Source organism: Zestosphaera sp. (assembly GCA_038843015.1).
GTDB lineage: Archaea > Thermoproteota > Thermoprotei_A > Sulfolobales > NBVN01 > Zestomicrobium.
The window spans coordinates 1-24,107 of sequence record JAWBSH010000004.1; the positions used below are offsets into that span (position 1 = coordinate 1).

Genomic DNA, 24,107 nt, shown 5'->3' on the forward strand with positions numbered 1-24,107 from the left:
AACTTAAACCCTTGAAGAAGCTGTTTAAGCATCTCAGGTAAGTCACCAAGATACTTAGGACCCTTGACAGTTTCTACATTAACTGCTTCCTTAATTTCTCGTGCGGAGCCTATGCTTAAACCAGGAACAACTATCAAGTCAAATCTTCTCGCTTTCTCGTAACTTACTAACTCACTAGCTATGAGTTTAGTAGTCGCTAGAGACGCTATAGGGACACTCCTTAACTCGAAGACTTCTAAATCGATAAAATCACGTACCTCCTTAATTACTTCTTCAAGTATAGGTCTAGCCACTCTTGAAGTTACTAGCAGTACTCTCAATCCACCACCCTAATCAACATTATAAGCTCACAGCAATTATATTAGGTTGGTGTAGAGTCCTTGCCCGAAGTAATTGACGTGCTGACGCTTGAGGGTATGGTGATCAACGGTTTAGTCAAGGAATCTACACTCCTGGACTGCGAGAAGAAAGGCAAGATAAGAATGAGTAAATTAGTGATTAAATCTGTTAATGGGGAAGAATACGAGACCCCGTGTTATGAGTACCCCAGAATTTCGAGAGTTTACGTATTAGTGAGTAAGTATAGAGAGTTGCAACAAGCCACTGACCTCCTCCCCAGAACCCTCACACTTCAGGGCGGGGAGGAGGTCAGGGACTACAGGCTGAACAGCTAAAAAACGTAGAATAGGGGGATGTTATCCCTCTTTTATTTTCAGGGATTTAATTGATGAAAAACAACTCACTAGTTCTGTTAGTCTTTCTTAGATATTATTATCTCTATTGTCGAGACTCTAGATTGTCTGCCTTCAGCACTAGTAACTACCTGGCTTCCTATCCTTATGTCCTTTATTACTACTTTGTCAGGCAGGAACCTGTTCCTCACTATCTCGACTGTGTCGACTGCCTTACCTATGGCTCTACCCCTAGCCTTTACTACGATCTCGGGGACTCCCTGGTTTAGTAGGGTTAGTGTTGCTAGCACGTAGTTCATTACAGGTTTCTTACCTACTAACACTACGTTGCTTGACGTAGGTCCTTGAGACATTCACTCCACCTCTACACTTAATTTAGTCGTAATTAATGTATGAGTTCGCCCTTAAAAGTTTTTCGTTTTAATCCTTTTTACTTCTTCCTGAAGACTACGAATTTTTAAAGTTTATTTGAATATATGAAGCTTAGGTAGTAGAAATGAGTGGCGTGATCCAGCCAGCAGTAAGGAATCTGATAAGTGAGCTCAATAACTTAATAGGTAACGAAATAGTCGTTAGACTTGTTGATGGCACTACTTACGTCGGTAAGCTAGTAGGTTTAGACTTGAGTGAGAGATTTACTCTACACTTGGTTCTCGAGAATGCGAGGAATCAGGAGGGCAGGTCTTTCTATAAAGTCTTCGTGAATGGCTCCCGAATCTCTGAGATAATATTTGAGAGCAAGCCTGTTTTCGACCCGGAGGAATTCAGTAGATATCTTATGATGAAGCTCAACATACCCTCCTCATCTATTAAGGTCATTAAAGACATCCACGCCGTCTACGTATACGATAAATTCAAGATAACAGAGTATGGGGTTGAGGGTTCTGGAGCCCTAGCTAGCAAGCTCTACAGCGTCCTTCAAGAATACCTGGAACAGAAAAAACGCGGTGCTCAAATCTAAACATGATATGTCACGACGTTAGGTAGCTTGGCTGAACGTAACATGAGTTTCGAGATCAGAGATAAAGACCTTGCTGGAAGGATAGGGAGGCTTAAGACTAAATCTGGCTATATAGAAACACCAGCTTTTTTCCCGGTAATCAATCCAGTAAAACAAGATAGAGAAGTACCTGCAGATAAGATAATGAGTATAGGTTTTAACCAAGTAATAACTAACGCTTTCATAATAAAGCAAGTGTTTGGAGACAGAGCTAGGGAGCTTAGTGTTAAGAAAATAATTAACTTTAGTGGTGTAGTCATGACAGACTCTGGCGCCTACCAACTACTGAGATACGGTAAAGACAGAATAAGAATAGAACCAGAAGAGATAGCTACCTACCAAGTAGAAATAGGTTCTGACATAGCAGTGATAGCTGATATTCCTACTAGAGACGACTCTAGCTACGAAGAAGCGAAAGAAAGTGTTGAGGAGACTTTGAGGAGGGCTCGCTTAACAATAGAGAAAGTTAGAGAAAGTGATGTTTTGTGGGTCTTGCCTATACAGGGTGGAGTCTACGTAGACCTTGTTGCCAGGTCAGCTAGAGAAGCCAGCAAGATCGAGGGTTACGGAATGTACGCTATAGGATCTCCAGTCACAGTCCTCGAGAAATACGGTTTCAGCAAAATAGTTGACATGGTTGCCGTAGCTAAGAGTATACTACCCCTAGATAAGCCAGTCCATTTATTTGGCGGCGGACACCCACTCATAATCCCCTTAATGGTGGCGTTAGGTGTAGATACTTTCGACTCAGCTTCTTACATACTCTACGCTAGAGACGGCAGGTACATGACTGAGGAAGGCACTTACAAGATTACGGACTTAGAGTACTTACCATGTGAGTGTGAGGTCTGCAGTAGATACACACCTAAAGAATTAATAGAGCTCGAAGAAAAAGAAAGAGCGAAAATACTCGCAGTTCATAATCTACACGTAATAAATAGGGAGTTGAAACGAGTTAAGACTGCCTTAAAAGAAGGTAGGTTATGGGAATTAATTGAAGAGCGAGCTAGAACACACCCGTCACTCAGGGAAGCGCTCAACACCCTAATAAAGTATGTTGACTGGATAGAAAGACTCGACCCAAGATTCAAAGGAGACGCACACGCGATATTCCTCTACGATACCACATCATATCACAGACCAGAATTAATACGCCATAGAGGACTTATTAGAAGTATTTTGAAAGAGAGAAGAGGAAAGATAATTCTACTACCTGGTAACCCAGACGAGAAACCCTTCAGGAACTCAGAAATATATAGGGTAGCGTTAAGTAGGGGGGTAATTAGTGACGAGTCTCACGTGCTAGTATACTTACCCTACTTTAATTTAGTGCCTGTAGAACTAGATCAGGTGTATCCCTACGCGCAATTCGAGATGCCCCTAACTATGGAGAGTCAGCTAATCAACTATATGACTGAAGAAATAAGTAAATTAATTTCAGAGAAGACTGCAGAAGCAGAGATCACTATCCTCACGTGTTCGAAGTATGCTTGGAGTAAGCAAGAACTCTTCAAAAACTTAGTTAAGCAAAGCGGAAAAGTTCAGTTGATTGAGTTATGTCAGGAAACCTAATCTACATATACAGCTTAGGTCCTTTCTCTTCTTTAGCTTTCTTACTAGCTTCCTCCATTAGCGTTTCCGCGTAAGCAACTAGTTTAGAGTACTCTATTAAGTCATCAACAGATATACTGAGGTCTAGTATTTCATTAAGTTTTCTTATGAAGACTGCAGCCGCTGAAGGATCGTACCTGCCAGGTTCTGTGTAGGGCAGTATCAATAACGTAGGTATCTTCCTGAGAGTGAAGATGGCGTAAAGAGTTGCTAGAGGACCTACTATGTAGTTGCCCTTACCTAGCGTAGGTTCTTTAAAACCCCACCCACAATCCATGTTACAGACCCACCTGAACTCTTCCCCACCTTCTTTAAGCTTTATATTAAGTCCTCCTGCGAACACCGCTCTGTCACCATTGATCTTCTTGAACCACTCAGCTAGAGCTAGAGAGTAAGGCACTCTCTCAGGTGTTGAAGGTAACGCATTATTAACTACTATTATTAAATTTTTGTCTTTAGCTAAGAATATCTCGTAGGGGGTCATCACGCCATATTCTTCCATAGCCACGAAATCGGGCATGTACTTAGTTATGATGTCTCCTATTTTAACGGACTTCGTCTTGCTAGCTACATATCTAGTCGCTATAGTCCCTACGTAACCAAACCCGGGGAATCCTGTAATTAAGACCCACTTTCTGCCAGACTCTTTAAGTAATGACTCGTATTCTTCGTAGATACATATCTCAACTTGCTTCATCTAAATACACACTCCCTAATTTTTAGTGCTGGGCCAGTTAATAACTGGAGTATTTCGTCTGGTGAGAGAAGAAGCTTACCAACACATAAGAGCTCGTCATCCTCACTGACTACGAGGGCTTCATCGCCTGCTCTGAGCTCCTCATCTACTGACAGAACATGCTTTGAGAAAACAGAACTCCTAGCCTCAAGCAAGTCTGGAACTATCTCGTTCACTACGACTAGCCTTAGCCGAGGAGGCGGAACTAGCTTATGCAGTTTTCTAGCCAGGCTTAACCGAATATTTAACGTGTGGGTCTGCGCTACCACAGTAGCTAGAACCTCCCCATTCTCAGGGTCTATCAAGGCCCTAACTCTACCGGTGTTTTTCGAGACCCCTACTAGGAGGTCGTCTGGGAGTATCACGTCAGCAATACTTACTCTCAACTGATAATTGAGGATAGCTCTAAAACTAGTTAATTCCTCTGGTGTTATCCTCCTGACAACATAACTCAATTCTTTAAACCACCGAAGGCGTCTTGCGTTCTTGAGTCTTGCTACTACTCTCTACATATGGTCTGAAGCGCTCTTTGAGGGTCTTCTTAATAGCCTCGACAAAGTCTTCCATAATTATGTAGTTTCTGTTATTTCTTAATGCTATGAATCCTGCCTCAGTACATATGGCTCTTATATCGGCTCCTGAAGCTCCCTCAGTCAACCTCGCTAAACTCTCTAGATCAACGTCCTTCACCTTCATTTTTCTAGTGTGTATCTTGAATATCTCTAGACGACCCTGGAGGTCAGGTAAGGGGACCTCAATTATTCTGTCGAATCTCCCCGGCCTTAGTAAGGCCGGGTCTAGGATGTCTATCCTATTTGTAGTAGCTAAAACCTTAACGTTATCTAGGGGTTCAAACCCGTCTAGTTCTGCTAACAATTGTGTGAGTGTCCTATGAATCTCTCTCTCACCGCTAGTGCCTATGTCAAGTCTTTTCGCCCCGATAGCGTCGAGCTCGTCAATGAGTATTATTGCTGGAGCTTTCTTCCTAGCAAAACTAAAAACTTCTCTGACTATCCTGGCTCCCTCACCAACGAATTTCTGAGCTAACTCGGAAGCAACTAAGCTTATGAACGTGGCGTTAGACTCTCCTGCAACAGCCTTAGCTAGTAAAGTCTTGCCGCAACCTGGAGGTCCGTATAGGAGGATCCCCTTAGGAGGCTCTATACCCATCTCTCTAAATAATTCAGGATTCTTTAAAGGTAGTTCTACAACCTCCCTTAACTCTCTTATCTGTTCTTTAAGGCCCCCAACGTCACTATACCTCACTTTAGGTCTTTCAATAACCTCCATAGCCCTCACGTAAGGGTCTTCAAGTGTGGGGAGAATACCGACTACCGCAGAACCTCTCTGATTAAGCATTACTCTAGATCCTGGGCGAGCATTCTTTACATCAACATTTCCCAACACCTCAACTACTAGGTTAGGACCTGTAGAGCTTTTGACTACCGCCCTACCATCAGGCAATATCTCGAGTAAGACACCCTCTATGAGGGGGGTTGAGAGAAGTTTCTCTATTTCTTTCTTATAGTAGTTTATCTCGTTCCTGAGAAACTCTACTTCAGTTTCTAGTTCTTGAATCCTCATCTCGAGATATCTTACGTAGTCGTCTGCCGAACCCCTCTTACGCGAGCTATACTCAATACCAGACAATAAACACACCACTAAGAAACTAGTATTTTGAAAACCTAAAAAGGTATTTGTTTATTAAAATAACTAAAGAGGGGAGTTAACGAGTTGTTACTTCTCCTCTTCTTCTTTCTTCTCTTTCTTTTCTTCCTTGACTTTGCTAGCTGCTACTACATCGTCAATTCTCAATACTAGAGTTGCTGCTTCAGTACCTGCCTTGATCGCGTTAGTCTTTACTGTCAGGGGTTCTATGACTCCTAGGACGTCCATATCTTCTATCTTACCTTTGAATACGTTGACTCCGTACTTAACTCCCTCAGGCTTGTTGTGCGCACTCCTCAGCTCTGAGATCATGTCTATAGGATCTAGACCAGCATTCTCTACGAGTGCTGAGACTATCCCCTCTAAGGCTTTAGCGAAAGACAGCACAGCTAGTTGCTCCTTCCCACCAACTTTAGTCGCGTACTCTCTTAAGTGTCTGGCAATCTCTATTTCAAAGCTACCGCCACCATACACTATCTTGGGGACTCTGAGAACATCTGCTACAACACTTAAGGCGTCTCTGAAGGACCTCTCAGCCTCATCAACTACTCTCTCAAGTCCTCCTCTAATTATTATGCTGACCGCCTTCGGGTCTTTAGTCCCTTCAACAAACACCATCTTGTCTTCTCCTATCTTCCTCTCTTCTACTAGTTCTGCGTAGCCTAAGTCGTTAGGTGTTAGGTCTTCAATGTTGCTCACAATCTTGCCTCCTGTTGCTCTCTCTAGTTTTTCCATGTCTGATCTTTTTACTCTTCTTACTGCTAGTATTCCTTTCTTTGCTAGGAAGTGCTGAGCTACGTCATCAATACCCTTCTGACAAATAACAACGTTAGCGCCGGCAGTAGCGATCTTCTCAACCATTTCCTTAAGTATGTTTTCTTTCTGTTCTATGAATTTCCTCATCATTTCTGGATCGCTTATCCTAATCTCAGCGTCTATCTCTGTCTTCTCGATCTCTAGTGGTGCGTCGATTAAGGCGATCTTAGCTTTCTCAACTCTCTTAGGCATTCCGGGGTGCACGACCTCCTTGTCTAGTATGACGCCGTAGACTAACTTAGTGTCCGCAAGCGACCCGCCATGCTTCTTAATTATCTGTATGTTGTCGAGGTCCACGTATATCCTGCCGTCTCTGTCTTCAGCCACCTGCTTGACGGCCTTCACGGCTATCTCGGCAAAGTACTCTCTAACACCGTGTACTGCTTTGCTAGTTAAGGCGGTTGAGGCTATCTTCTTGAGAGTCTCTAAATCATTTATGTCTACGTCTCTAGCAATGTTTTCAGCATACCTAGTAGCTTCCTCAAGTGCTTTCTTGTAGCCGTTAATTATTATCGTCGGGTGGACCTCCTTGTTGAGGAGTTCTTCAGCAGCTTTCAGCAACTCGCCAGCAAATATCACCGCAGTTTTAGTTCCGTCACCAACCTCGTCGTCTTGACCTTTAGCTATCTGAACAAGCATCTTAGCTGTCGGGTGTTGTACGTCCATCTTATCAAGTATTGTGGCGCCGTCGTTAGTTATCGTCACGTCTCCGAGAGTGTCTACCAGCATTTTATCCATCCCTCTAGGTCCATAAGTAGTCCTCAAGATCTCTGCTATAGTCATAGCAGCTACCATGTTTGACCTAAGTGCTTCAGCTCCTGTAGTTCTTTGAGTCCCTTCCTTCAAAATCAAGACAGGTATACCTGCGGTAGGAGCAACACCTCTCTGAGCCATACACTACTCACCAATAACTCAATATCAACCACTTCTATTTAAGCTTTTCGCTACCCACACATACATAATTATTTAAAGGGCCCTCCCTAATATGTTAGGGGATGAAGTGAATGGGTAGAGTGAGAACCTCACTAGTCAAGAGAACTGCTAGGAGGTTAATGGAGTTATTTCCTAGCGAAATCTCTGCAAACTTCGAGGATAATAAGAAGCTAGTTTCTAGGTATGTGTACCTCAGGTCTAAGAAGTTGAGAAATCAGATCGCCGGCTACTTAACACACTTAGTCAGGGTTAGAGAGAAGAGATTACAAACTCCTCAAGCCGAGGTTAGCGAGAGCGGGGCTCTTGAAGAATGATAGTGAGAGTAAGGCTGGCAGGCGTCTTAAGGAGCAGGTTAGGTAGAGACGAAATAAGCGTAGAACTCGGTAAGTCAATTAAGCTCAGCGACTTCTTGAGAAAACTTAGGTCTGAAATGCCCGACTTAAGAGAAGCAGTAGAGGAGGACGGGTCCCTAACTGCATCGTATATTGCTTTCTTAAACAACATAGACTACAGACTCTTAGGAGGCTCAGACTACGAACTCAAAGACGGTGATGAGATTTCTTTGGTGCCTATAAGTCATGGAGGCTAGTCAACTAAAGGAAGTGCTAGAAGTAGTTGAGGGAGTCTCTCGCAAAAGCGACTTACTAGATTTTGATTACTGCGTATCAGTAAGTGATGAAGTAGTGAATTACGTGAGTAGTTCTCTCAGTCCGCTCTGTGTGACACAGGTAATCCCACTAAAACTAGTCATTTCAATACCTCAAATAAGAGTGCCGGCACTACTGACTCTTGAGGCTTTCGCAAGAAAAGAAAACATTAGTAGTAAGCCAGAGATCGAGTACCTCCTTTACTTGAGGGGTAGCAGACAAATAAAACAAACGCTAGATAAGTTGAAGAAGTACATGGAGAAACCTTACCTAGTAATTAAGTTCTGTGAGAAAGTAGCTGGAGAGAGCTTCAAGAAACTACCTGAAGAAATGAAATGCGTCACTAAAGAGATAGAGGATGCTCTAGACCCAGACGTAGAGAGCATTAAAGAATTCTACGGACTCACAAAAACCTCGGAAGAGAGGCTGGCTAAAGACATCCTAACCCTAATCAATAACTTAAAATTACAGCAAAGACCCTAGCGAAGTCGTTTAGGCTTCGCTAACTAAGCTTGAATTGTTGATAACTTGCCTAATGCAGTTATTTAGGGTTTCATGAAGGTTTATAAGGTTTGGTATGCACGCATTCGCCGCGGGTACACCGAGATATGGAGGGCTTTACCACAGCCTTGAGCCCAAGATAAGGAGCTGTGGGTTGGGGTTACCCTGAAGGGGTGGAGACCAATGACGCGGGTACTGATGAAAAGCGCCCTGAAGCTAATGAAACCAAAAGTCAACAACAAGCCACATCAGCCAACATGAAACTCGAGCCTCCCACACATAGAGACCTTATCCAGGAAGTATAGTAGAGAATGAGAAGAAGTAATTAATTAGCGAGGCCTATCTTCAAGTAGTTGCTGGTGCGGCGGCCGGGATTTGAACCCGGGATCTCCGGCTTGGGAGGCCGGCGTCCTAGACCAGGCTGGACGACCGCCGCCCCATATAATTTCTTATCCTGCATTAATTTTAAGTTTTTTCGGGGTTATTCTATAATTACTTTTTAAAGTTTAATTATTTGCTCTAATTTATTTTCTTTCTCATGTATTTTTGTTGGGTGAGTAGTTCTTGGTTTTTGACGACGTTATTGAGATAAGGTTTCATGGGAGAGGCGGTCAGGGGGTTGTGACGGCGGCTAACACACTTATTGACGCTCTCCTTAAGGCAGGCCTCTACGGTCAGGCAATACCTTTCTTTGGTGCTGAGAGGAGGGGGGCTCCTGTAGTAGCTTACGCGAGAGTCTCTAAAGAGCCTATAAGGACTAGGTCTTCTATTAAGAGACCTTCTATAGTAGTGGTTTTAGATGCTAAGCTTAGTGAGTTAGTCAACGTGTTAGAGGGGCTTAAGCCGGGCGGTACAGTACTCATAAACTCTCCTAGAAAGCCGAGCATTAAGGGAGATTTTAGAACGTGTTATGTTGATGCTGCAGGGATAGCTTTAAGACACAATCTAGTCTTATCTGGCTGGGCTTTAGTCAATATGCCTATGGTAGGCGCTTTAGCTAAGATACTCAACATACCTGTTGAGGCAGTTGAGGAATCGATAAAAGAGAGGATTGGAGGTAGGGTAGGAGAGTTAAATGCGGTCGCAGCCAAAGAAGCTTTTGAGGAGGTGGTCTGTGTTGAGTAGTGAGTTAATGTGGCCCTTAGCTAAGCCAGCAATTGGTGTTTCAGGAAAGACAGGAACTTGGAGGTTGCAGAGACCAGTATTTGACTCGAGCAAGTGTATTAAGTGTAGGCTTTGCTGGCTTTACTGTCCTGACTCAACAATAGACATAAATGAGGAAGGCGCTAACTTCATAACTATAAACTACGACTACTGTAAAGGGTGTGGTATATGCTCGAACGTCTGTCCAGCTAAAGCTATAACGATGTATCCGGAGGAGTGAGAAGATGGTCCTCAAGACTCTTACAGGCAATTACGCGGTAGCTACCGCAGTCAAGCTCGCTAGAGTTAAAGTTGTTTCTGCTTACCCGATAACACCTCAAACCACAATAGTGGAGAAATTGTCTGAGATGATTGAGTCGGGAGAGCTAGAAGCTGACATGATTAGAGTTGAATCAGAACACTCAGCATTGGCGGCAGTCTACGGCGCTGCCTCAGGAGGTGTGAGGGTCTTCACAGCGACCTCATCACACGGGCTACTCTATATGCATGAGATGTTGTGGTGGGTTGCAGGCTCTAGAATACCTGTAGTAATGGCCGTGGTTACCAGGACTATAGGGCCGCCATGGAACATATGGACTGACCACTCAGACATTATGGACCAGAGAGATACTGGGTGGTTAATAGCTTTCGCAGAGAATAATCAAGAAGCACTTGACGAGACAATAAAACTCTTCAGGATTACAGAAGATGAGAGAGTGTTTCTCCCAGGTATGGTTACTTTAGACGCTTTCATACTCAGCCACACGACGGAGCCTGTAAATGTGCCTGACCAGAATATCGTAGACGCTTTCTTACCGCCTAGGAAGCAGCCATACGTCTTCAGGGCCGGGGAACCCATCGTAATGGGTAACATACCAAAAGATCTTAAGTGGAACATGATGATGAGGGAAGACATACATAGAGCTATGGAGAGAGCCAAGAAAGTAGTTGAAGAGGCAGACTATCTGTGGGAGAAGTTAGTAGGGAGGAGATACGGGGGATTAACCGAGTGTTACAGGTGCGAAGATGCAAAGCACTTCATGGTAGGCGTTGGTGCGTGGGTAGGAGATATGAGAGAGGCTGTAGACCGCCTGAGAGAGAGGTTCGGTTTGAAGGTAGGTCTAGTCAAGATCAGGTACTTCAGACCGTTCCCCAGAGAAGACATGATTAAGTGGCTTAATAACGCGATGAGTGTAGTAGTGTTTGACAGATCCGTGTCTCCAAGTATTGGCGGGCCACTATATCTTGAGGTGCTTGCTTCCATGACTTCAGCAGGGGTCAGAGCACCTGTTAAGAACGTGATAGCGGGTCTTGCAGGAGTTGACGTCACTTACGAGGACCTAACTAACGTGATGCTTGCTTCAGTGAGTGAAGTAGAGGAGTTAGGGACCTTTAAACAAAGTACTTTATGGTTTTACGGTGGTGAGTAGAGGTGCCGATAAACATCAAAGACTTACCTAAAGAGAAGTTTGTTCTTCCTGGAGATGCTGCTTGTCCAGGATGCCCTGAGAACATGGGTTTAAGATTCGTTGGTATGGCCCTAGGCGATAAAGCTATCTTAGTGATTCCTGCAGGGTGTACGTCAATTATTCAGGGTTTAGCTCCCGGCTCAGGACTTAAGTTCCCTATACTTAACGTGCCTTTCGCTTCCTCCGATTCTGTAGCTGCCGGTCTTAGCTCGGCTAAGAAGATTTTAGGGGAGGATGCTGTAGTTGTGGTTTGGGCGGGTGACGGAGGCACTGCCGACATAGGGTTTGCAACTCTTTCTGGTGCTGCCGAGAGGAATGACGACATAATACATATATGTGTTGATAATGAGGCTTACATGAATACGGGGATCCAAAGATCTTCTCAAACACCTTTAGGAGCGTGGACCACGACGACGTGGTCGGGCAAGAAAGAAAGAAAAAAGGATTTGCCTCTGATAATGTTAATGCATAGAGTCCCGTATGTTGCTACCGCAAGTGTGGCGTATCCGATAGATTTCATAGAGAAGCTCAGGAAGGCTTCCACTATGAAGGGCTTTAAGTACATACATCTTCACGCGCCATGCCCTGTGGGGTGGAGGTTTGACCCGTCACTCACAGTCTTTATGGCTAGGCTAGCCGTCGAGACAGGAATGTGGATTTTGTTCGAGGCTGAAGGAGGCAGAGTCAATATAAGCCCGCCTAGCAAGCCTTACGCAGATAAGAACAGGAGGAAACCTATTAGAGAGTATCTAGCTATGCAGGGGCGTTTCAGAGACATCACAGAAGATATCATAAAAGAGCTTGAAAAACAAGTTGAGGATAATTGGTCTTTACTACTTAGGCTAACTACTTAAATAGTTTTTCACATCATCTAACGTATCTATATCTCTTAGTATGCCTATGTCGTCCGTATCATAATAATGTATTCTATCGGAGTGTCTTCTTAAGAATCCCTTAAGCCCTAACTCTTCTTCACTTATTTGGTAGACCCCCTTCAGCAATCCTTTCCCGATTATGAGTGGGTGACCTCCTCTCATGCTACTAGCTAGTCTAGGAACTACGATGAAGGCATCGCTCTCCTTAAGTAATTCACCCGCGTACTCAGTCAAGGCCTTCAGAGTCGAGACTCTAACGTAGGGTACGTCGCCAGGATGTATTGCTACTACGTCAGCTTCTTTGCTGACGGCTTTAACCCCCTTCACTACAGATGAACTCATTCCCGACTCGTAATTCTCGTTAACAACGAACTTGACGTTTAATCCTGTGAGAGACTTCCTGACTAACTCGCTTTGAAAGCCTACAACTACTATAACCTCTTTAAAAATTCCTGACTCAACAAATTTGCTCGTAGTGTGTCTTACTAGAGGCGCTTTAACGCCTTCTACTAAGACTTCATATAATAACTTATTAGTAGGAAATCTCGTTGACTTACCTGCCGCGAGTATAACTGCTGAAGCAAACATTTCATATCATCCACGTAAACGACGTTAAAGAGATTTATTAATTCTTAGTGTGTTTTCTGGATTGGTGGGTGTAGTGAGCTTACCTAGAAACATAACTGATGAGGAATTTATTCATCTTGCTAAAGAAAAGCTGAGTAAGGGTCTTAAAGTTGCAGCAGTAGTGGTAGTTAAGAAAGAAGGTTCTGGTCCTAGAGACGTAGGGTCTAAGATGTTAGTAAGCGAGGGCGGGGAAGTCTATGGAACTCTAGGTGGTGGTTTCTTTGAGAGACATGTTGTAGAGGAAGCTCTGAAAGCTCTTGCCGAGGGAAAGCCTAGAGTCGTTAAATACTCGTTCACTGGACGCCCGGTAGAAGGAGCTGTAGATACAGGGCTCATATGCGGCGGTGTTTTAGAGGTGTTTATAGACGTGTTAAAGCCTACTCAAAGAGTGATAATATTCGGTACTGGGAGGGTTGGCAAGCCGTTAGGAGACCTTCTAAGCTTCTTAGGGTTTAAGATAGTAGTTGCTGACCCTAACCCAGATTTAGTCAGTAATGACTTATACCCATATGCAACTGTAAGAGCTCACATACCTGTAGAGCAGATTGAAGAGAGACTTCCTGAGCTAGTCTTAGAAGGAGATATAGCCTTCATAACGCACGGGGTAGTTGAAGTTGATTATAAGGCTCTAAAGACTCTCCTCAAAACTAACGTTAAGCTAGTAGGACTCTTAGGGAGTAAAAGAAAAGTTGCAGAGTTCGTTAAGAGACTGTTGCAAGAAGGCATAGATAAGGAAGTAATAAAGAAAAAATTCAGAGCTCCTATAGGAGCTGACATACCTGCCGACACTCCAGAAGAAATAGCTGTGTCTATAGCTACAGAACTAATAACGTTACTCAAGGGAGGTCATATAAAATCACTAAACATAGTTGAAGAATTGCTTAATCAACTGGGAGACTCTAAGTAGGATGTTATTGTTATGCTACTCTTTTAACATAAAGTATGTAATTAGTCTCAAGTTGATTAAGGTTTTATTCACATAGTTAATAAAAATATTAATTAACTCTATTCAATCAATATTTTTATGTAGGAACACTACAGTAGATATTGAGGTGGTTTCTTGTTCAGATTTGACGTGTATGTTCCTAGAGACCTGAGAGACGCTTTAGAAGCCTCCAAGATTTACGGGGAGGAATTACTCCCTATTGGAGGAGGCACTGACTTGCTAGTTTTGTATAGACAGGGCTTAGTCAAGTTCAGAATTTTATTAGATTTGTGGCCTTTAAGGAACGAGTTATCATACGTTAAGTTAGAAGGAGGGTCAGTCAAGATAGGTGCTTTAACCACTATTAACGAGCTTGAGTCTTCAGAGTTACTTAAGGATAAGCGTTTTGCGGGATTGAGAGATGCGTGTAGGGGGTTCGCATCGCCATTCATAAAATCTGTAGCTACTGTAGGAGGCAATGTCGGTGCTGCCCACCCACTCTCTGACATAGCAATCACTCTCTTGACTTATGACGCGAATGTGAGGCTGAAAAGCCTAGAGGGTGAGAGAGTGATTCCTCTGAAGAGTTTCTACCTGGATAAGAGGAAGACTGTTAGGAGGTCTGATGAGTTAATTACTGAAGTGATCTTTAAGGAGCCTCCTAGCAACGCGTCTTCTGCGTACCTCAAGCTAGATAGGAGAATCGGGCATGGCATGGGTTACGTTGCTGTAAGTGTTTACGCTGAGTTAGATGACAGGTTAATTAGGGAGATCAGGATAGCATTTGATAGTATGGGTAGGGCTTTCCCTGAGAGAGCCTTAAGAACTGAAGATTCATTGAGGGGTAAAGAATTAAGTGAGGACAATATCAGCAGAGCTGTTCATGATGTTCTGCCGAAAGAAATGAACAGAATAAGTGATTACAGAGCTTCAGCGGAGTACAGGCTTTACCTATCTCAAGTACTACTGAAAAGAGCTTTATTAGAAGTTGGTAGAAGAGTTGGTGGTTAAGGTGAGTACCCCCCGCACTTCTTGGGACACTTATAGAGACATAGAAGTGTCGTTTAAGGTAAATGGGAGAGAGGTCAAGGTGAGGGTCAAGCCTTACGAGAGATTGATTGACGTACTCCGAAACAAGCTCGGCTTGCTGAGTGTTAAGGAGGGGTGTGGTAGGGGCGAGTGCGGTGCGTGTGTTGTCATAATGAATGGGAAGTTGATTCCCACATGCCTCACGCTAGCTGTTAGAGCTGAGGGTTCTGAGATACTAACTCTTGAGGGCATAGCTCCTGAAGGCAAGTTACACGCTATTCAGAAAGCATTGCTAGACACTTACTCGATGCAGTGTGGTTTCTGCTTCCCTGGAGTAATAATGGCTTCTAAATATTTGCTTGACAAGAATCCTGACCCAACAGAGGATGAAATAAGAGACGCTCTAGACGGCAACCTGTGTAGGTGTGGTTCCTACCTGAGGTTCATTAAGGCCGTCAAGCTTGCTTCAAGATACATCAGAGAAGGTAAGATATTCTTTGATGAGTCTGAGGTTTTGAGGTGAGGTGGGATGAGTTCGGTTCCTGAATATTACAAGATAATTGAGGAAGTATTTGAGAAGTATAAAGATAAAGAGTTCCTGTTCGTAGGACGTCACTCGCAGCGCTGGGATTCCGTAGAGAAAATTAAGGGGAGAGCACTCTTCACAGCAGATTTCGCCAAACTCTACAGTAACTTAGTCTACGTACATAGCGTCAGGACTAAGTATGCTCACGCCCTCATAAAATCTATAGACGTTAGTGAAGCGTCTAAGTACCCCGGTGTTTTGAAGGTCATTACAGCTAAGGATATACCGGGTATTAACGACGTGGGGTATGTAATACCTGACCAGCCTCTAATAGCTGAGAGGAAAGTCAGGTACGTAGGCGACATAATAGCTTTAGTCGTTGCTGAGAATCCCTTAGTGGCTAGGGAGGCGAGCGAGTTAATCGAGGTTGAGTACGAACCTCTTCCAGTAATAACTAATCCTCTAGACGTAGTAGATCTCATGACTTTGAGAGAGAAGCCTCACACACTAATACATGACGAGAGAGGTAGTGACGTGTTAGTGCATTTCAAGATTAGGAGGGGCGATGTAGAGAGAGCTATGAGAGAAGCTGATGTAAGAGTTGAGGGCGTTTATAAGACGCCTTTCCAGGAACACGCTTATATGGAGCCTGAAGCCTCAATAGCTATTCCGGAACCTGAGGGTAGCGTTACGGTAATAGCTTCTACTCAATGTCCCTTCGATGTTAGGAAGGCTGTCGCCAAGGTTTTAGGTCTTACGTTGAATAAGGTCAGGATAGTAGTGCCGGCTGTCGGAGGAGGTTTTGGAGGTAAGGAGGACGTAGCTAATGAGGTAGCTGCTAAGGCGGCTTTGGCCGCAGTATTAACAGGTAGACCTGCTCTCGTCGTACATACTAGAGAAGAGTCTATCATAGGACATAGTAAGAGACACCCTGCTATAGCTTGGTACAGGCATGCAGCAAAGAGAGACGGGACTCTATTAGCTGTTGAAGCTAATATCGTCATGGATGGAGGTGCTTACGCGTCTCTAGGTCCCTTCGTGCCTTGGAGAGCAACTGTTCATGCTACAGGCCCCTATAAGGTTCAGTCAGCTAGAGTAGATGTTGTTAGGGTTTACACGAATAACGTGTACTCAGGTGCTTTCAGAGGGTTCGGCAACCCACAAGTAATATTCGCGGTTGAGAGGCAGATGGACCTGCTTGCTGAGGAGTTGGGGATGGATCCAGTCGAGTTAAGACTTAAAAACATACTCAGAGTAGGTGACGAGACTGTTCACGGACAGAAACTTACTGAGGAACATGGTGTGGGATTAGAAGAAGCTGTTATTAAGGCTGTAGAAGCTTCTAGATGGTTTGAACTGCGGAGAAGATACAGCGAGATCACAGGACCTATCAGGAGGGGTATAGGGATTGCGTTATTCTATCACGGTAATTCTATAGGTGTTGAGGGAGCTGACTACTCTTCAGTGACTTTAATAATAAATAGGGACGGGTCAATCACTATTAGGACGGGACTGACAGAGTTTGGGCAGGGCTCTACGTGGGGTCTAGCTTTAATAGCAGCGGAAATTCTGGGAGTACCGCCCAGTTACTTCAAGATAGAGAATCCAGACACTTCAGCTACTCCCGACGCCGGCCCTACAGTAGCGTCGCGAGCGACTGTCATGGGAGGTGCCGCAACCGTGGTTGCGGCTTACAAGTTAAGGAAGAGACTTAATGAAGTAGCCTCTCACATACTGGGTTGTGATCCTGATGACGTGGTTATAAGAGCTCCGGACGTCTACTGTTCGTCTGACCCGAGTAGAAGGACTAAGTGGGCAGACGTTGTTGAGCAGAGTTTCTGGTTGGGAGTGCCTCTCCAGGAATTCGGCTACTACAGAGCTCCTAGAGCTTTATGGGATGAAGAGACTGGCCAGGGAGCTCCCTACATAACATACACTTTCGGAGCTATAATTGCTGACGTAGAAGTAGATATTGAGACTGGTCTGGTAAGAGTAAACAAGATCTATACAGCATACGACATAGGTAAGGTGATAAACAAGATGGGAGCAGAACTCAACGCCGAGGGAGGAGCTATCCAAGCTTTAGGTTACGCGTTAATGGAGGAGTTAATCCATGATAAAGAAGGCAGAGTAAGCAATCCCAACTTATCTACATACTACATACCGACGATAAAAGACGTGCCAGAAATAATACCTATATGGGTCGAAGCAAAATACAAGAAAGGACCATTAGGAGCTAAAGGCTTCGGAGAACCCTCATTTAACGCAGTAGCAGCCGCGATAGCGAATGCAGTAGCACACGCAATAAAAGCAAACGTAACAGAACTGCCAGTCACGCCTGAAAGAGTCTACACAATACTTAAAAGCAAGCAAAAAATATAAACGAATAAGCAATAGGTTAACCTCCAGCCACCATCTCCCGCTCTAGGTTTTTGCTAGGGTGGGTTGTGCTTCTGCTCCACGATTTATCGTGGCTACTAGCCACTCTACGACCAGCACAAAACCCTACAAAAACTTAATCATACCTTTTACACTAAAACAGTTTCCCACCCTACTAGGTTTTATCAAGTCTTAATCTGACCTCCTCCCCGTTCTGAAGGGCGAGGCTTTCAGGTTGTAAACCCTTAAATGTCTAACGTGTTTATTCAGTATTTTCTTTATCTTTTTTAACTCAAGTAGTCAGCGTCCATATTTTTAGTGAGGTCTTCGTTTATGTGCTGAAGTTGCCTAAGGGGCTTGACTATATTCTAGCGTCATACCTCCATGACATCAGCGGCTTGATAAGGGGTTTGTATGGGTTGGTGGACCGGCCGGGATTTGAACCCGGGGCCTCTCGGTTGCAAGCCGAGCGCTCTTCCAGGCTGAGCTACCGGCCCACCAATAAATGTTTAAGTATGTGGAGACTTATAAGGATTTTTAAGTTTTTTGATTTGATGGTTGGGATGAATTCAGCTGTTAAGCGTAAAGTTGCTGGCCTTACAGAGGGGTTAGTTTCAGTCTTCATCAATGTCGTTCTCTTTGCTCTTAAGTATTATTTTGGTTTGATTCATAATTCGATAGCTGTCGTGGCTGATGCTGTGCATACCTTGTCTGACGCGGGAACTTCAGTAGTAGTGATCATTGGTTTTTGGATTGCATACAGACCTCCTGATGAAGAGCATCCTTTTGGTCATGGTAGGGCTGAACAAATAGGTGCAGTAGTTATAGGAACTCTATTAGGCGTCGCTGGCTTCGAGTTTCTTATGAGTAGTTATGGAAAGCTAGTTTCTAGGGAGGCGCTGACTTTTAGTTGGGTTTTAGTAGGTGTCTTGCTGTTCTCATCTGTGGTTAAAGAATTACTTGCTAGATGGGCTTTAAGACTTGGTAAAAGTTATGAGTCGAGATCTATAGTTGGTGACGCATGGCATCACAGGAGTGACGCAATAGCTACAACTCTACTAGCCTTAGGAGTGTTGATAGGTGCTAACTACTGGTGGGTTGATGGGTTTTTAGGTGTGCTAGTATCACTCATAATAATATACACTTCCATAAAGATAGTTCTTGAAGCATCTAGAGATTTACTCGGTTCTAGACCAACCAGGCGCGAGAAAGACTTACTAAATAATCTAGTTCGTGAAGTATCACCTCTCATAGAAGACGTGCATCACATACACGTCCATAAGTACGGAGACCACGTTGAAGTATCACTACACATAAGACTCCCTAAAACAATAAAGCTTGAAGAAGCTCATGAAATAGCTACAAAATTAGAAGACAAGATCAAGAACACACTAGGGTGGGAAGCTACCGTACATCCCGAACCAGAAGACGAGAAAGAATCAGAGTGAGTTACCTCTAGTAGACGGTACTTCGTCAGCCCTGAACGTTCACTTCCTAACGGGTATCCTAAGATACCGTTTTGTCCTTGGATATTCATCCTTGTTTGTTTATGTTCTTTTGTGTCCAGGGATTTCCACTTTGTTCACGTGGATTTGGGTATTCGTGCGGGTTCATGAGTGGCTGTCGAGCCCAACGGCACGAGGCTCCCATCTAGTTCAATCCCTGGGTGGCTTGGAGTACTGCTTCCATTACCACCCAGATTCATCACAAAAGCAAACAGAAACACACTTATAAACGCTTCCTAAAAACGTCGAGAAGAAAACAGTCCACCGTAAACCGTTCCCTGGAGCGACTCATCACGGCTTCTCCAGACCTCTCCCTACGGTTTACCGCAGGTCTCGGAAACCCGGAGTCACCAATAGCTTATAAAGCTGTGAAGGCTGTGAATCTTGCTGGAATACATGCCTAGTCACATTAAGAGTTCTAAGAACTCTTGAGAAACCTACAAACTAGAGAAAGAAGCAGACACAGACCACGCAGGTCTCAGAACCCAGGACCTGCCGGCGAATACGTAGACACGGGATTCATAGCTCGGGCATGCGGGTAAGACTCGAAGAAGGTTAGGAAAGAAACATGATTTGATAAGAATATGATGACGGACACGTATGTTGTGATAATGTTATATTGACACGGAATATATGTAGATTCTCCAAGACCTTCTTCCTAATCCTGCTATGAACTCGAGTGCTTCTTTACCGTTGAGAACTGTCCCGTCTTTCTTCTCCACTCTAAAACCAGTTAAGGTACCGTCACGTACTAGAGCCTTAGCTCTGTTGCCTTCCTCGTCAACCCAATTAGTGTACATCACACTTATTTTGCCTTCCTTATAGATACTCATGATTACTGGGATTATACTCTCACCACTAACTTCTCGCTTTAAGCTACTAACTAATTGAGACTTAAGTATTATCATGCTTAAAAGAACTTCATCTTCAAGTTCTCTTGGGTCTCCAAACTCTTTGAAAGGCTCAACGGGTTTTAACGGCTTAGGGGGCGGCGCGGGAGGAGGCTTCACTTCTTCAGCGACTGCTTTGACTTCTTCCTTAGGAGGTGCTGCGGTAGGAGCGGGCTTCACGGGTTCGACCGCGGGCGGCGTCGGTTGTGGTGGCACCGCCTTACCTCTCTTTAGAGGTTCTACTATGACTGGCAACTCGTATATCATCTTCCTGCGGAGATTATCTAAAAACTTGACTAAGGGTCCCTCAATCCTCCTCTCCTTAAAGAAGGAAGACTTCACAGTCAGCCTTCCCGTAAGCAAAGTGAATAGGCCTCGCACACTCACGTCTAGCCTGAAAAGCAAGTAAATGTCTCCCTGACCTTCTAACTCAATAACTTTAGTCTCGTTTGTGCTGGTTATCTTTAACTTTACGTTTAACCTGTTAGTTGTATCACCTACGACTAAGTCTATCACACCTTCATTATTTCGCACCTCGTGTATCTTATCAACGTAAACCTCACTAAAACTCCATAAACTTAAGTAAAGTCTTAAGTCACCTAACACTAGCATCACGTCCTCGGGAGATAAGGGAATCACTGCTTCAAAACTTCTAATTATAGCCACTCGTCCCCCCACCAAATAGACTACACACACTAGAATTTATAAAAAGCTTTAGAATAAAGAATGACTTAGTTGCTCTAACCTTTAAAAGGAGTCTCTTACAGTGAAGTCTTGACTGACGCGAGTGAACCTTCTCTTTAGGTCGGGAGAAGAAGTCAGTCACGCACCCAACTAAAACAATAAAGTTTTTAAACGGTCTTAGTGGGTTATACTTTAAGGGTTTCGAGGAATGAAGTTCTGTCCTAAGTGTGGAACTATGTTGATTCCTGTGAGAGAGGAAGACAAGACATATCTAGTGTGCTCTAGATGTGGTTATAAAGAGCCGCTAAAAGAAGGTTCTAAGTATAAGTTAGAAAGCAAGACTAGCAACGAGAGCAAAGTGAAGACTACGTCTGTTGTTAGTTCTGAAGGGGAAAAACTGAGAAAGTCTGAGGAGTTAGAGCAAGAGAAAGAAAACTACTACGAGATTTTCTTAGAGTTGATGAGTGAAGAAGAGGGAGGAAGCCAATAAAGAACCTCTAGCAAGGATAGTTTGTGAAAAAGCTTAAGTCTTTGAGAGCTCATCTATTATATCGTCAATGAGTTTCTTCCGGAATTCCTGGTCTTTAATCTTATCTATTAAGAGCACCCTAGCTATTAACTCTACAGATTTCCTTAAGTTATCTACCTGAGACATTAGTTGCTTTATGTTCTGGTTCAGAGAACTAAGATCGCTCTCAACATGACCTAGAGTGTGAGCTATCGTGTTCATGAGCAGAAGGCTGTAGTCTTCTGGGCTGATCTCTTCATGTCTATGCTCGTGATGATGCTCTTCTAACTCAGAAGGCTCTTCGCGCTCTATCTCAATATCTTCTCCTCTCTTAGGTAACTTCATCCTACGCTTACTGCTTTCCTCGCCACTCATCTTTAAGACCCCTGAGACATGACCTATTAATAAGTAGCTCAACCTTTAATAAACGCTAAATCAACTCACGCCCTTGGTAAGTTCTTTTAAGTATTTTATGTGTTGAGACGTTTGATGTATTACTAGAGACGAACTTATTTCTCGTAATCAACAACTACGTAGAGTATTTGACTACCTCTTATTAAGATAGTCCCGTATCTAGCTATAGGCTTTAAGTCTTCGTCAGAGACTTCCTCAGCATTTATCATTACTAGATTCATCGTATTGTCTGCAAAGATTAACTGACCTGTGTAGGAACTGCCTTCCTTCACCTTAACCAGCACGTTCTTATTTATGGAAGACCTCAACACTCTTAAAGGGCTTTCCAGCCTCGATACCTCCATACTCCAACACCGTAACTTTCTTACCTAGAAGTAAGTGGGTGAATAAATATAAATTTAAGATCGGACTAGAATGGTAATCCCTCACACGGTCTCACTTTTCTTGAGTGGTAGTCTTTCTTATCTTTCTTTAGAATTGAGCAACCATATAATTTAAAACGACGCAAAACACCATGAAAACAGAACCCTCGTAGATAGCTTTTAGTCGTGGCGGTCAGTATTGGAGTTACTAGTCACTAGTCCTTGCCGTCACCACTCATCATTCCACTTAGTTGTCGCTCTTTACGTTAATAAGTGTTCTTATTTTTCTTGTTTTGGTGTGTGAGGATGGTTAGAGTAGCCGTAATAGACTATGATCTCTGCAAGCCGCATAGGTGTCGTTTAGAGTGTGTAAGGTTCTGTCCAATTAATCGGAGCGGTGGCAAAGCCATAGAGATTTCTGAGTCTGTTGGTGGTAAGGCCTTCATCTACGAGGTCGCGTGCGTCGGTTGTGGTATATGCGTTAAGAAGTGTCCTTACTACGCCATAAACGTAGTTAATCTGCCTGACGAGCTAGAGAAGCGCGTAGTACATAGGTATGGGCCTAACGCATTCAAACTTTATGGTCTGCCAGTACCTCAGACAGGGATGGTCATAGGCATATTAGGTAAGAACGGGTCTGGAAAGACTACTGTTTTAAGAATACTCTCAGGTGACTTAATACCTAACTTAGGAGTCTTTGATGCAGAGCCTTCCTGGGATAAAGTACTTGAAAGGTTTAGAGGTACGGAACTCTATAACTACATTAAAACAATAGCTGACAACAGCTTGAGGAGAGTTCATAAAATACAGCACGTAGACCTAGTAAGGAAGTACGTGAGAGGTCGTGTGGGTGAAGTCTTAACAAAGATAGATGAGAGAGGACTACTAAATGAAGTCAAGAAGATGTTGTCTTTAGAAAGTGCTTGGGATAATAAAGTCAGTAACTTAAGTGGCGGAGAACTCCAGAGGTTTACGGTGGGTGCTGCTCTACTCAGGGAAGCGAAAGCTTACTTCTTTGATGAACCTTCTAGTTACTTAGACGTCAAGGAGAGATTAGCTGTAGCAAACGCTATCAGAGAATTAACGCCTAGATCTGCCTACGTCATGGTAGTAGAGCACGACCTGGCAGTACTAGATTACGTCTCAGATAGCGTAGTCGTAATGTATGGGGAGCCAGGTGTTTACGGGCTTTGCTCGAAGCTTTACTCGGTAGGGTCTGGAATAAACCACTTCTTAGAAGGCTTCCTTCCAGCAGAGAACATGAGAATAAGAAACGAGAAAATAACTTTCTACTTTAGAGCAGGACCTACAGAGATTACCGAGTCTAGAAAACCTTACTTGTACTGGCCTCACATGACGAAGAACCTCGACAACTTCAAGCTGGTTGTTGAGGAGGGCACCTCATATGTGGGCGAGATAATAGGTATATTAGGGCCTAATGCGATAGGCAAGACCACGTTTATAAGACTTCTTGCAGGAGAACTTAAGCCCGAAGAAGGATATGTGACCACGGAAGGACTCAAAATATCTTATAAGCCACAATACATAAGAGCTGAGAACTATCCCTGGACAACAGTTGAGGAAGCTCTAAATGAACTTAGAAAGGAGGGCATGGCATCTACGGAATGGTTCGAGACTGACGTGATCAGGAAGTTAGGTCTTCATAAATTAGGAGATAAAGAAATAGTGAGTCTCAGTGGAGGAGAATTACAGAAATTTGCTGTGGCAGTGTCTTTAGCTAGAGAAGCCGACTTATACTTAATTGACGAGCCGTCAGCATTCATAGATGTGGAAGAGAGACTAACCGTTGCTAAAGCTATAAAGAAAGTAGCGGAAGTACGTAAGACCACTATATTCGTCGTAGATCACGACCTGCTCGTCACTGACTACATCTCGGATAGAGTCATAGTCTTTGAGGGCATTCCAGGTAAGGAAGGGCACGCTAGACCGCCAGCAGACCTCAGATCAGGCATGAATAAGTTCCTAGAAGGAGTGCAAGTAACTTTCAGGAGAGACCCGAGAACGTATAGGCCTAGAATAAATAAGCCAGGTTCTTACTTAGACAGACAGCAGAAGATGTCAGGAGAATACTACTATGTCACCCCTCTGCAGCACACGACCGAAAAGACTGAAGATTGATTCTATGAATTACATTCCTAGTCCTTAG

The 24,107-nt window shown here is 43.7% G+C and carries 27 protein-coding genes and 2 tRNA genes; 17 read left to right on the forward strand and 12 right to left on the reverse strand.

Going from position 1 to position 24,107, the window contains the following annotated elements:
* On the reverse strand, positions 1 to 320 hold a 320-nt coding region (locus tag QXL29_03740), incomplete at its 3' end, for a hypothetical protein (protein MEM2283705.1).
* 60 nt (positions 321 to 380) lie between these two features.
* Here QXL29_03740 and QXL29_03745 point away from each other — a divergent pair.
* Positions 381 to 674, forward strand: coding sequence for a hypothetical protein (locus tag QXL29_03745; GenBank protein MEM2283706.1), 294 nt, complete (start codon positions 381 to 383; stop codon positions 672 to 674).
* Between the two features lie 77 nt (positions 675 to 751).
* On the opposite strand, the gene albA is transcribed toward QXL29_03745, so the two are convergent.
* Positions 752 to 1,045: a DNA-binding protein Alba gene (albA, locus tag QXL29_03750; GenBank protein MEM2283707.1), complete on the reverse strand. Its 294-nt coding sequence runs from the start codon at positions 1,043 to 1,045 to the stop codon at positions 752 to 754.
* Positions 1,046 to 1,188: 143 nt separating this feature from the next.
* Between albA and QXL29_03755 the strand changes: the two genes are divergently transcribed.
* On the forward strand, positions 1,189 to 1,653 hold the full coding sequence (locus tag QXL29_03755) for an Lsm family RNA-binding protein (protein ID MEM2283708.1): 465 nt from the start codon (positions 1,189 to 1,191) through the stop codon (positions 1,651 to 1,653).
* A 27-nt stretch (positions 1,654 to 1,680) separates the two neighbouring features.
* A complete protein-coding gene (gene tgtA, locus QXL29_03760) occupies positions 1,681 to 3,264 on the forward strand; it encodes a tRNA guanosine(15) transglycosylase TgtA (protein ID MEM2283709.1) in 1,584 nt (527 codons plus the stop codon).
* A 1-nt stretch (position 3,265) separates the two neighbouring features.
* Here the strand turns inward: tgtA and QXL29_03765 are convergent, their stop codons facing one another.
* The 4 genes from QXL29_03765 to thsB form a co-directional block, all read right to left on the reverse strand.
* Complete coding sequence (locus tag QXL29_03765; protein ID MEM2283710.1) at positions 3,266 to 4,000, reverse strand: PAC2 family protein; 735 nt, start codon at positions 3,998 to 4,000, stop codon at positions 3,266 to 3,268.
* Positions 3,997 to 4,494, reverse strand: coding sequence for a PUA domain-containing protein (locus QXL29_03770; protein MEM2283711.1), 498 nt, complete (start codon positions 4,492 to 4,494; stop codon positions 3,997 to 3,999). Before QXL29_03770 ends, QXL29_03765 begins: the two co-directional genes overlap by 4 nt.
* Before the next feature lie 4 nt (positions 4,495 to 4,498).
* Complete coding sequence (locus QXL29_03775) at positions 4,499 to 5,689, reverse strand: proteasome-activating nucleotidase (protein MEM2283712.1); 1,191 nt, start codon at positions 5,687 to 5,689, stop codon at positions 4,499 to 4,501.
* Between the two features lie 87 nt (positions 5,690 to 5,776).
* Positions 5,777 to 7,417 carry a thermosome subunit beta gene (thsB, locus tag QXL29_03780; GenBank protein ID MEM2283713.1) on the reverse strand — a complete coding sequence of 547 codons (1,641 nt, stop codon included), beginning with the start codon at positions 7,415 to 7,417 and terminating at the stop codon, positions 5,777 to 5,779.
* 110 nt (positions 7,418 to 7,527) lie between these two features.
* Here thsB and QXL29_03785 point away from each other — a divergent pair, with 110 nt between their 5' ends.
* The 3 genes from QXL29_03785 to cgi121 are packed head-to-tail and all read left to right on the forward strand — an operon-like array spanning position 7,528 to position 8,586.
* Entirely contained in the window at positions 7,528 to 7,770 is a 243-nt protein-coding gene (locus tag QXL29_03785) for a 30S ribosomal protein S17e (GenBank protein ID MEM2283714.1), read from the forward strand.
* A complete protein-coding gene (locus QXL29_03790; protein MEM2283715.1) occupies positions 7,767 to 8,045 on the forward strand; it encodes a MoaD/ThiS family protein in 279 nt (92 codons plus the stop codon). The genes QXL29_03785 and QXL29_03790 overlap by 4 nt, the downstream gene beginning before the upstream one ends.
* Positions 8,035 to 8,586 carry a KEOPS complex subunit Cgi121 gene (cgi121, locus tag QXL29_03795; GenBank protein ID MEM2283716.1) on the forward strand — a complete coding sequence of 184 codons (552 nt, stop codon included), beginning with the start codon at positions 8,035 to 8,037 and terminating at the stop codon, positions 8,584 to 8,586. The genes QXL29_03790 and cgi121 overlap by 11 nt, the downstream gene beginning before the upstream one ends.
* A 375-nt stretch (positions 8,587 to 8,961) precedes the next feature.
* Here cgi121 and QXL29_03800 read toward each other — a convergent pair.
* Positions 8,962 to 9,040, reverse strand: a tRNA-Gly gene (locus QXL29_03800).
* 128 nt (positions 9,041 to 9,168) lie between these two features.
* Here QXL29_03800 and QXL29_03805 point away from each other — a divergent pair.
* Genes QXL29_03805 through QXL29_03820 form a run of 4 tightly spaced genes read left to right on the forward strand, consistent with a single transcriptional unit; the run spans position 9,169 to position 12,070 of the window.
* Complete coding sequence (locus tag QXL29_03805; protein MEM2283717.1) at positions 9,169 to 9,729, forward strand: 2-oxoacid:acceptor oxidoreductase family protein; 561 nt, start codon at positions 9,169 to 9,171, stop codon at positions 9,727 to 9,729.
* A gap of 7 nt (positions 9,730 to 9,736) precedes the next feature.
* On the forward strand, positions 9,737 to 9,988 hold the full coding sequence (locus tag QXL29_03810) for a 4Fe-4S binding protein (GenBank protein ID MEM2283718.1): 252 nt from the start codon (positions 9,737 to 9,739) through the stop codon (positions 9,986 to 9,988).
* 4 nt (positions 9,989 to 9,992) lie between these two features.
* A complete protein-coding gene (locus QXL29_03815; GenBank protein ID MEM2283719.1) occupies positions 9,993 to 11,177 on the forward strand; it encodes a pyruvate ferredoxin oxidoreductase in 1,185 nt (394 codons plus the stop codon).
* Between the two features lie 2 nt (positions 11,178 to 11,179).
* Entirely contained in the window at positions 11,180 to 12,070 is an 891-nt protein-coding gene (locus tag QXL29_03820; protein MEM2283720.1) for a 3-methyl-2-oxobutanoate dehydrogenase subunit beta, read from the forward strand.
* On the opposite strand, the gene QXL29_03825 is transcribed toward QXL29_03820, so the two are convergent.
* On the reverse strand, positions 12,059 to 12,679 hold the full coding sequence (locus tag QXL29_03825; GenBank protein MEM2283721.1) for a nucleotidyltransferase family protein: 621 nt from the start codon (positions 12,677 to 12,679) through the stop codon (positions 12,059 to 12,061). The two genes, QXL29_03820 and QXL29_03825, sit on opposite strands and share 12 nt — an antisense overlap.
* Before the next feature lie 73 nt (positions 12,680 to 12,752).
* On the opposite strand from QXL29_03825, the gene QXL29_03830 reads away from it, so the two are divergent.
* From QXL29_03830 to QXL29_03845, 4 genes are all read left to right on the forward strand, one after another.
* Positions 12,753 to 13,625: an XdhC family protein gene (locus tag QXL29_03830; protein ID MEM2283722.1), complete on the forward strand. Its 873-nt coding sequence runs from the start codon at positions 12,753 to 12,755 to the stop codon at positions 13,623 to 13,625.
* Positions 13,626 to 13,778: 153 nt separating this feature from the next.
* Positions 13,779 to 14,654, forward strand: coding sequence for a xanthine dehydrogenase family protein subunit M (locus QXL29_03835; protein MEM2283723.1), 876 nt, complete (start codon positions 13,779 to 13,781; stop codon positions 14,652 to 14,654).
* On the forward strand, positions 14,647 to 15,195 hold the full coding sequence (locus QXL29_03840; GenBank protein MEM2283724.1) for a (2Fe-2S)-binding protein: 549 nt from the start codon (positions 14,647 to 14,649) through the stop codon (positions 15,193 to 15,195). Before QXL29_03835 ends, QXL29_03840 begins: the two co-directional genes overlap by 8 nt.
* Before the next feature lie 6 nt (positions 15,196 to 15,201).
* The gene (locus QXL29_03845) at positions 15,202 to 17,580 is read left to right on the forward strand and encodes a xanthine dehydrogenase family protein molybdopterin-binding subunit (protein ID MEM2283725.1); all 2,379 of its coding nucleotides are present in this window, start codon (positions 15,202 to 15,204) and stop codon (positions 17,578 to 17,580) included.
* A 417-nt stretch (positions 17,581 to 17,997) separates the two neighbouring features.
* Here the strand turns inward: QXL29_03845 and QXL29_03850 are convergent.
* Positions 17,998 to 18,074, reverse strand: a tRNA-Ala gene (locus QXL29_03850).
* Between the two features lie 66 nt (positions 18,075 to 18,140).
* Here QXL29_03850 and QXL29_03855 point away from each other — a divergent pair.
* Positions 18,141 to 19,025: a cation diffusion facilitator family transporter gene (locus tag QXL29_03855; protein ID MEM2283726.1), complete on the forward strand. Its 885-nt coding sequence runs from the start codon at positions 18,141 to 18,143 to the stop codon at positions 19,023 to 19,025.
* 671 nt (positions 19,026 to 19,696) lie between these two features.
* Here QXL29_03855 and QXL29_03860 read toward each other — a convergent pair.
* On the reverse strand, positions 19,697 to 20,650 hold the full coding sequence (locus QXL29_03860) for a hypothetical protein (GenBank protein MEM2283727.1): 954 nt from the start codon (positions 20,648 to 20,650) through the stop codon (positions 19,697 to 19,699).
* A 214-nt stretch (positions 20,651 to 20,864) separates the two neighbouring features.
* On the opposite strand from QXL29_03860, the gene QXL29_03865 reads away from it, so the two are divergent.
* Positions 20,865 to 21,146, forward strand: coding sequence for a DNA-directed RNA polymerase subunit M (locus QXL29_03865; GenBank protein ID MEM2283728.1), 282 nt, complete (start codon positions 20,865 to 20,867; stop codon positions 21,144 to 21,146).
* Positions 21,147 to 21,179: 33 nt separating this feature from the next.
* Here QXL29_03865 and QXL29_03870 read toward each other — a convergent pair whose 3' ends face one another.
* Together QXL29_03870 and QXL29_03875 are read right to left on the reverse strand one after the other, a co-directional pair.
* Positions 21,180 to 21,539, reverse strand: a complete 360-nt coding sequence (locus QXL29_03870; GenBank protein ID MEM2283729.1) for a hypothetical protein — start codon at positions 21,537 to 21,539, stop codon at positions 21,180 to 21,182.
* A gap of 134 nt (positions 21,540 to 21,673) precedes the next feature.
* On the reverse strand, positions 21,674 to 21,922 hold the full coding sequence (locus QXL29_03875) for an LSM domain-containing protein (GenBank protein MEM2283730.1): 249 nt from the start codon (positions 21,920 to 21,922) through the stop codon (positions 21,674 to 21,676).
* 324 nt (positions 21,923 to 22,246) lie between these two features.
* On the opposite strand from QXL29_03875, the gene QXL29_03880 reads away from it, so the two are divergent.
* The gene (locus tag QXL29_03880; protein ID MEM2283731.1) at positions 22,247 to 24,079 is read left to right on the forward strand and encodes a ribosome biogenesis/translation initiation ATPase RLI; all 1,833 of its coding nucleotides are present in this window, start codon (positions 22,247 to 22,249) and stop codon (positions 24,077 to 24,079) included.
* The last annotated feature ends 28 nt before the right edge of the window (positions 24,080 to 24,107 follow it).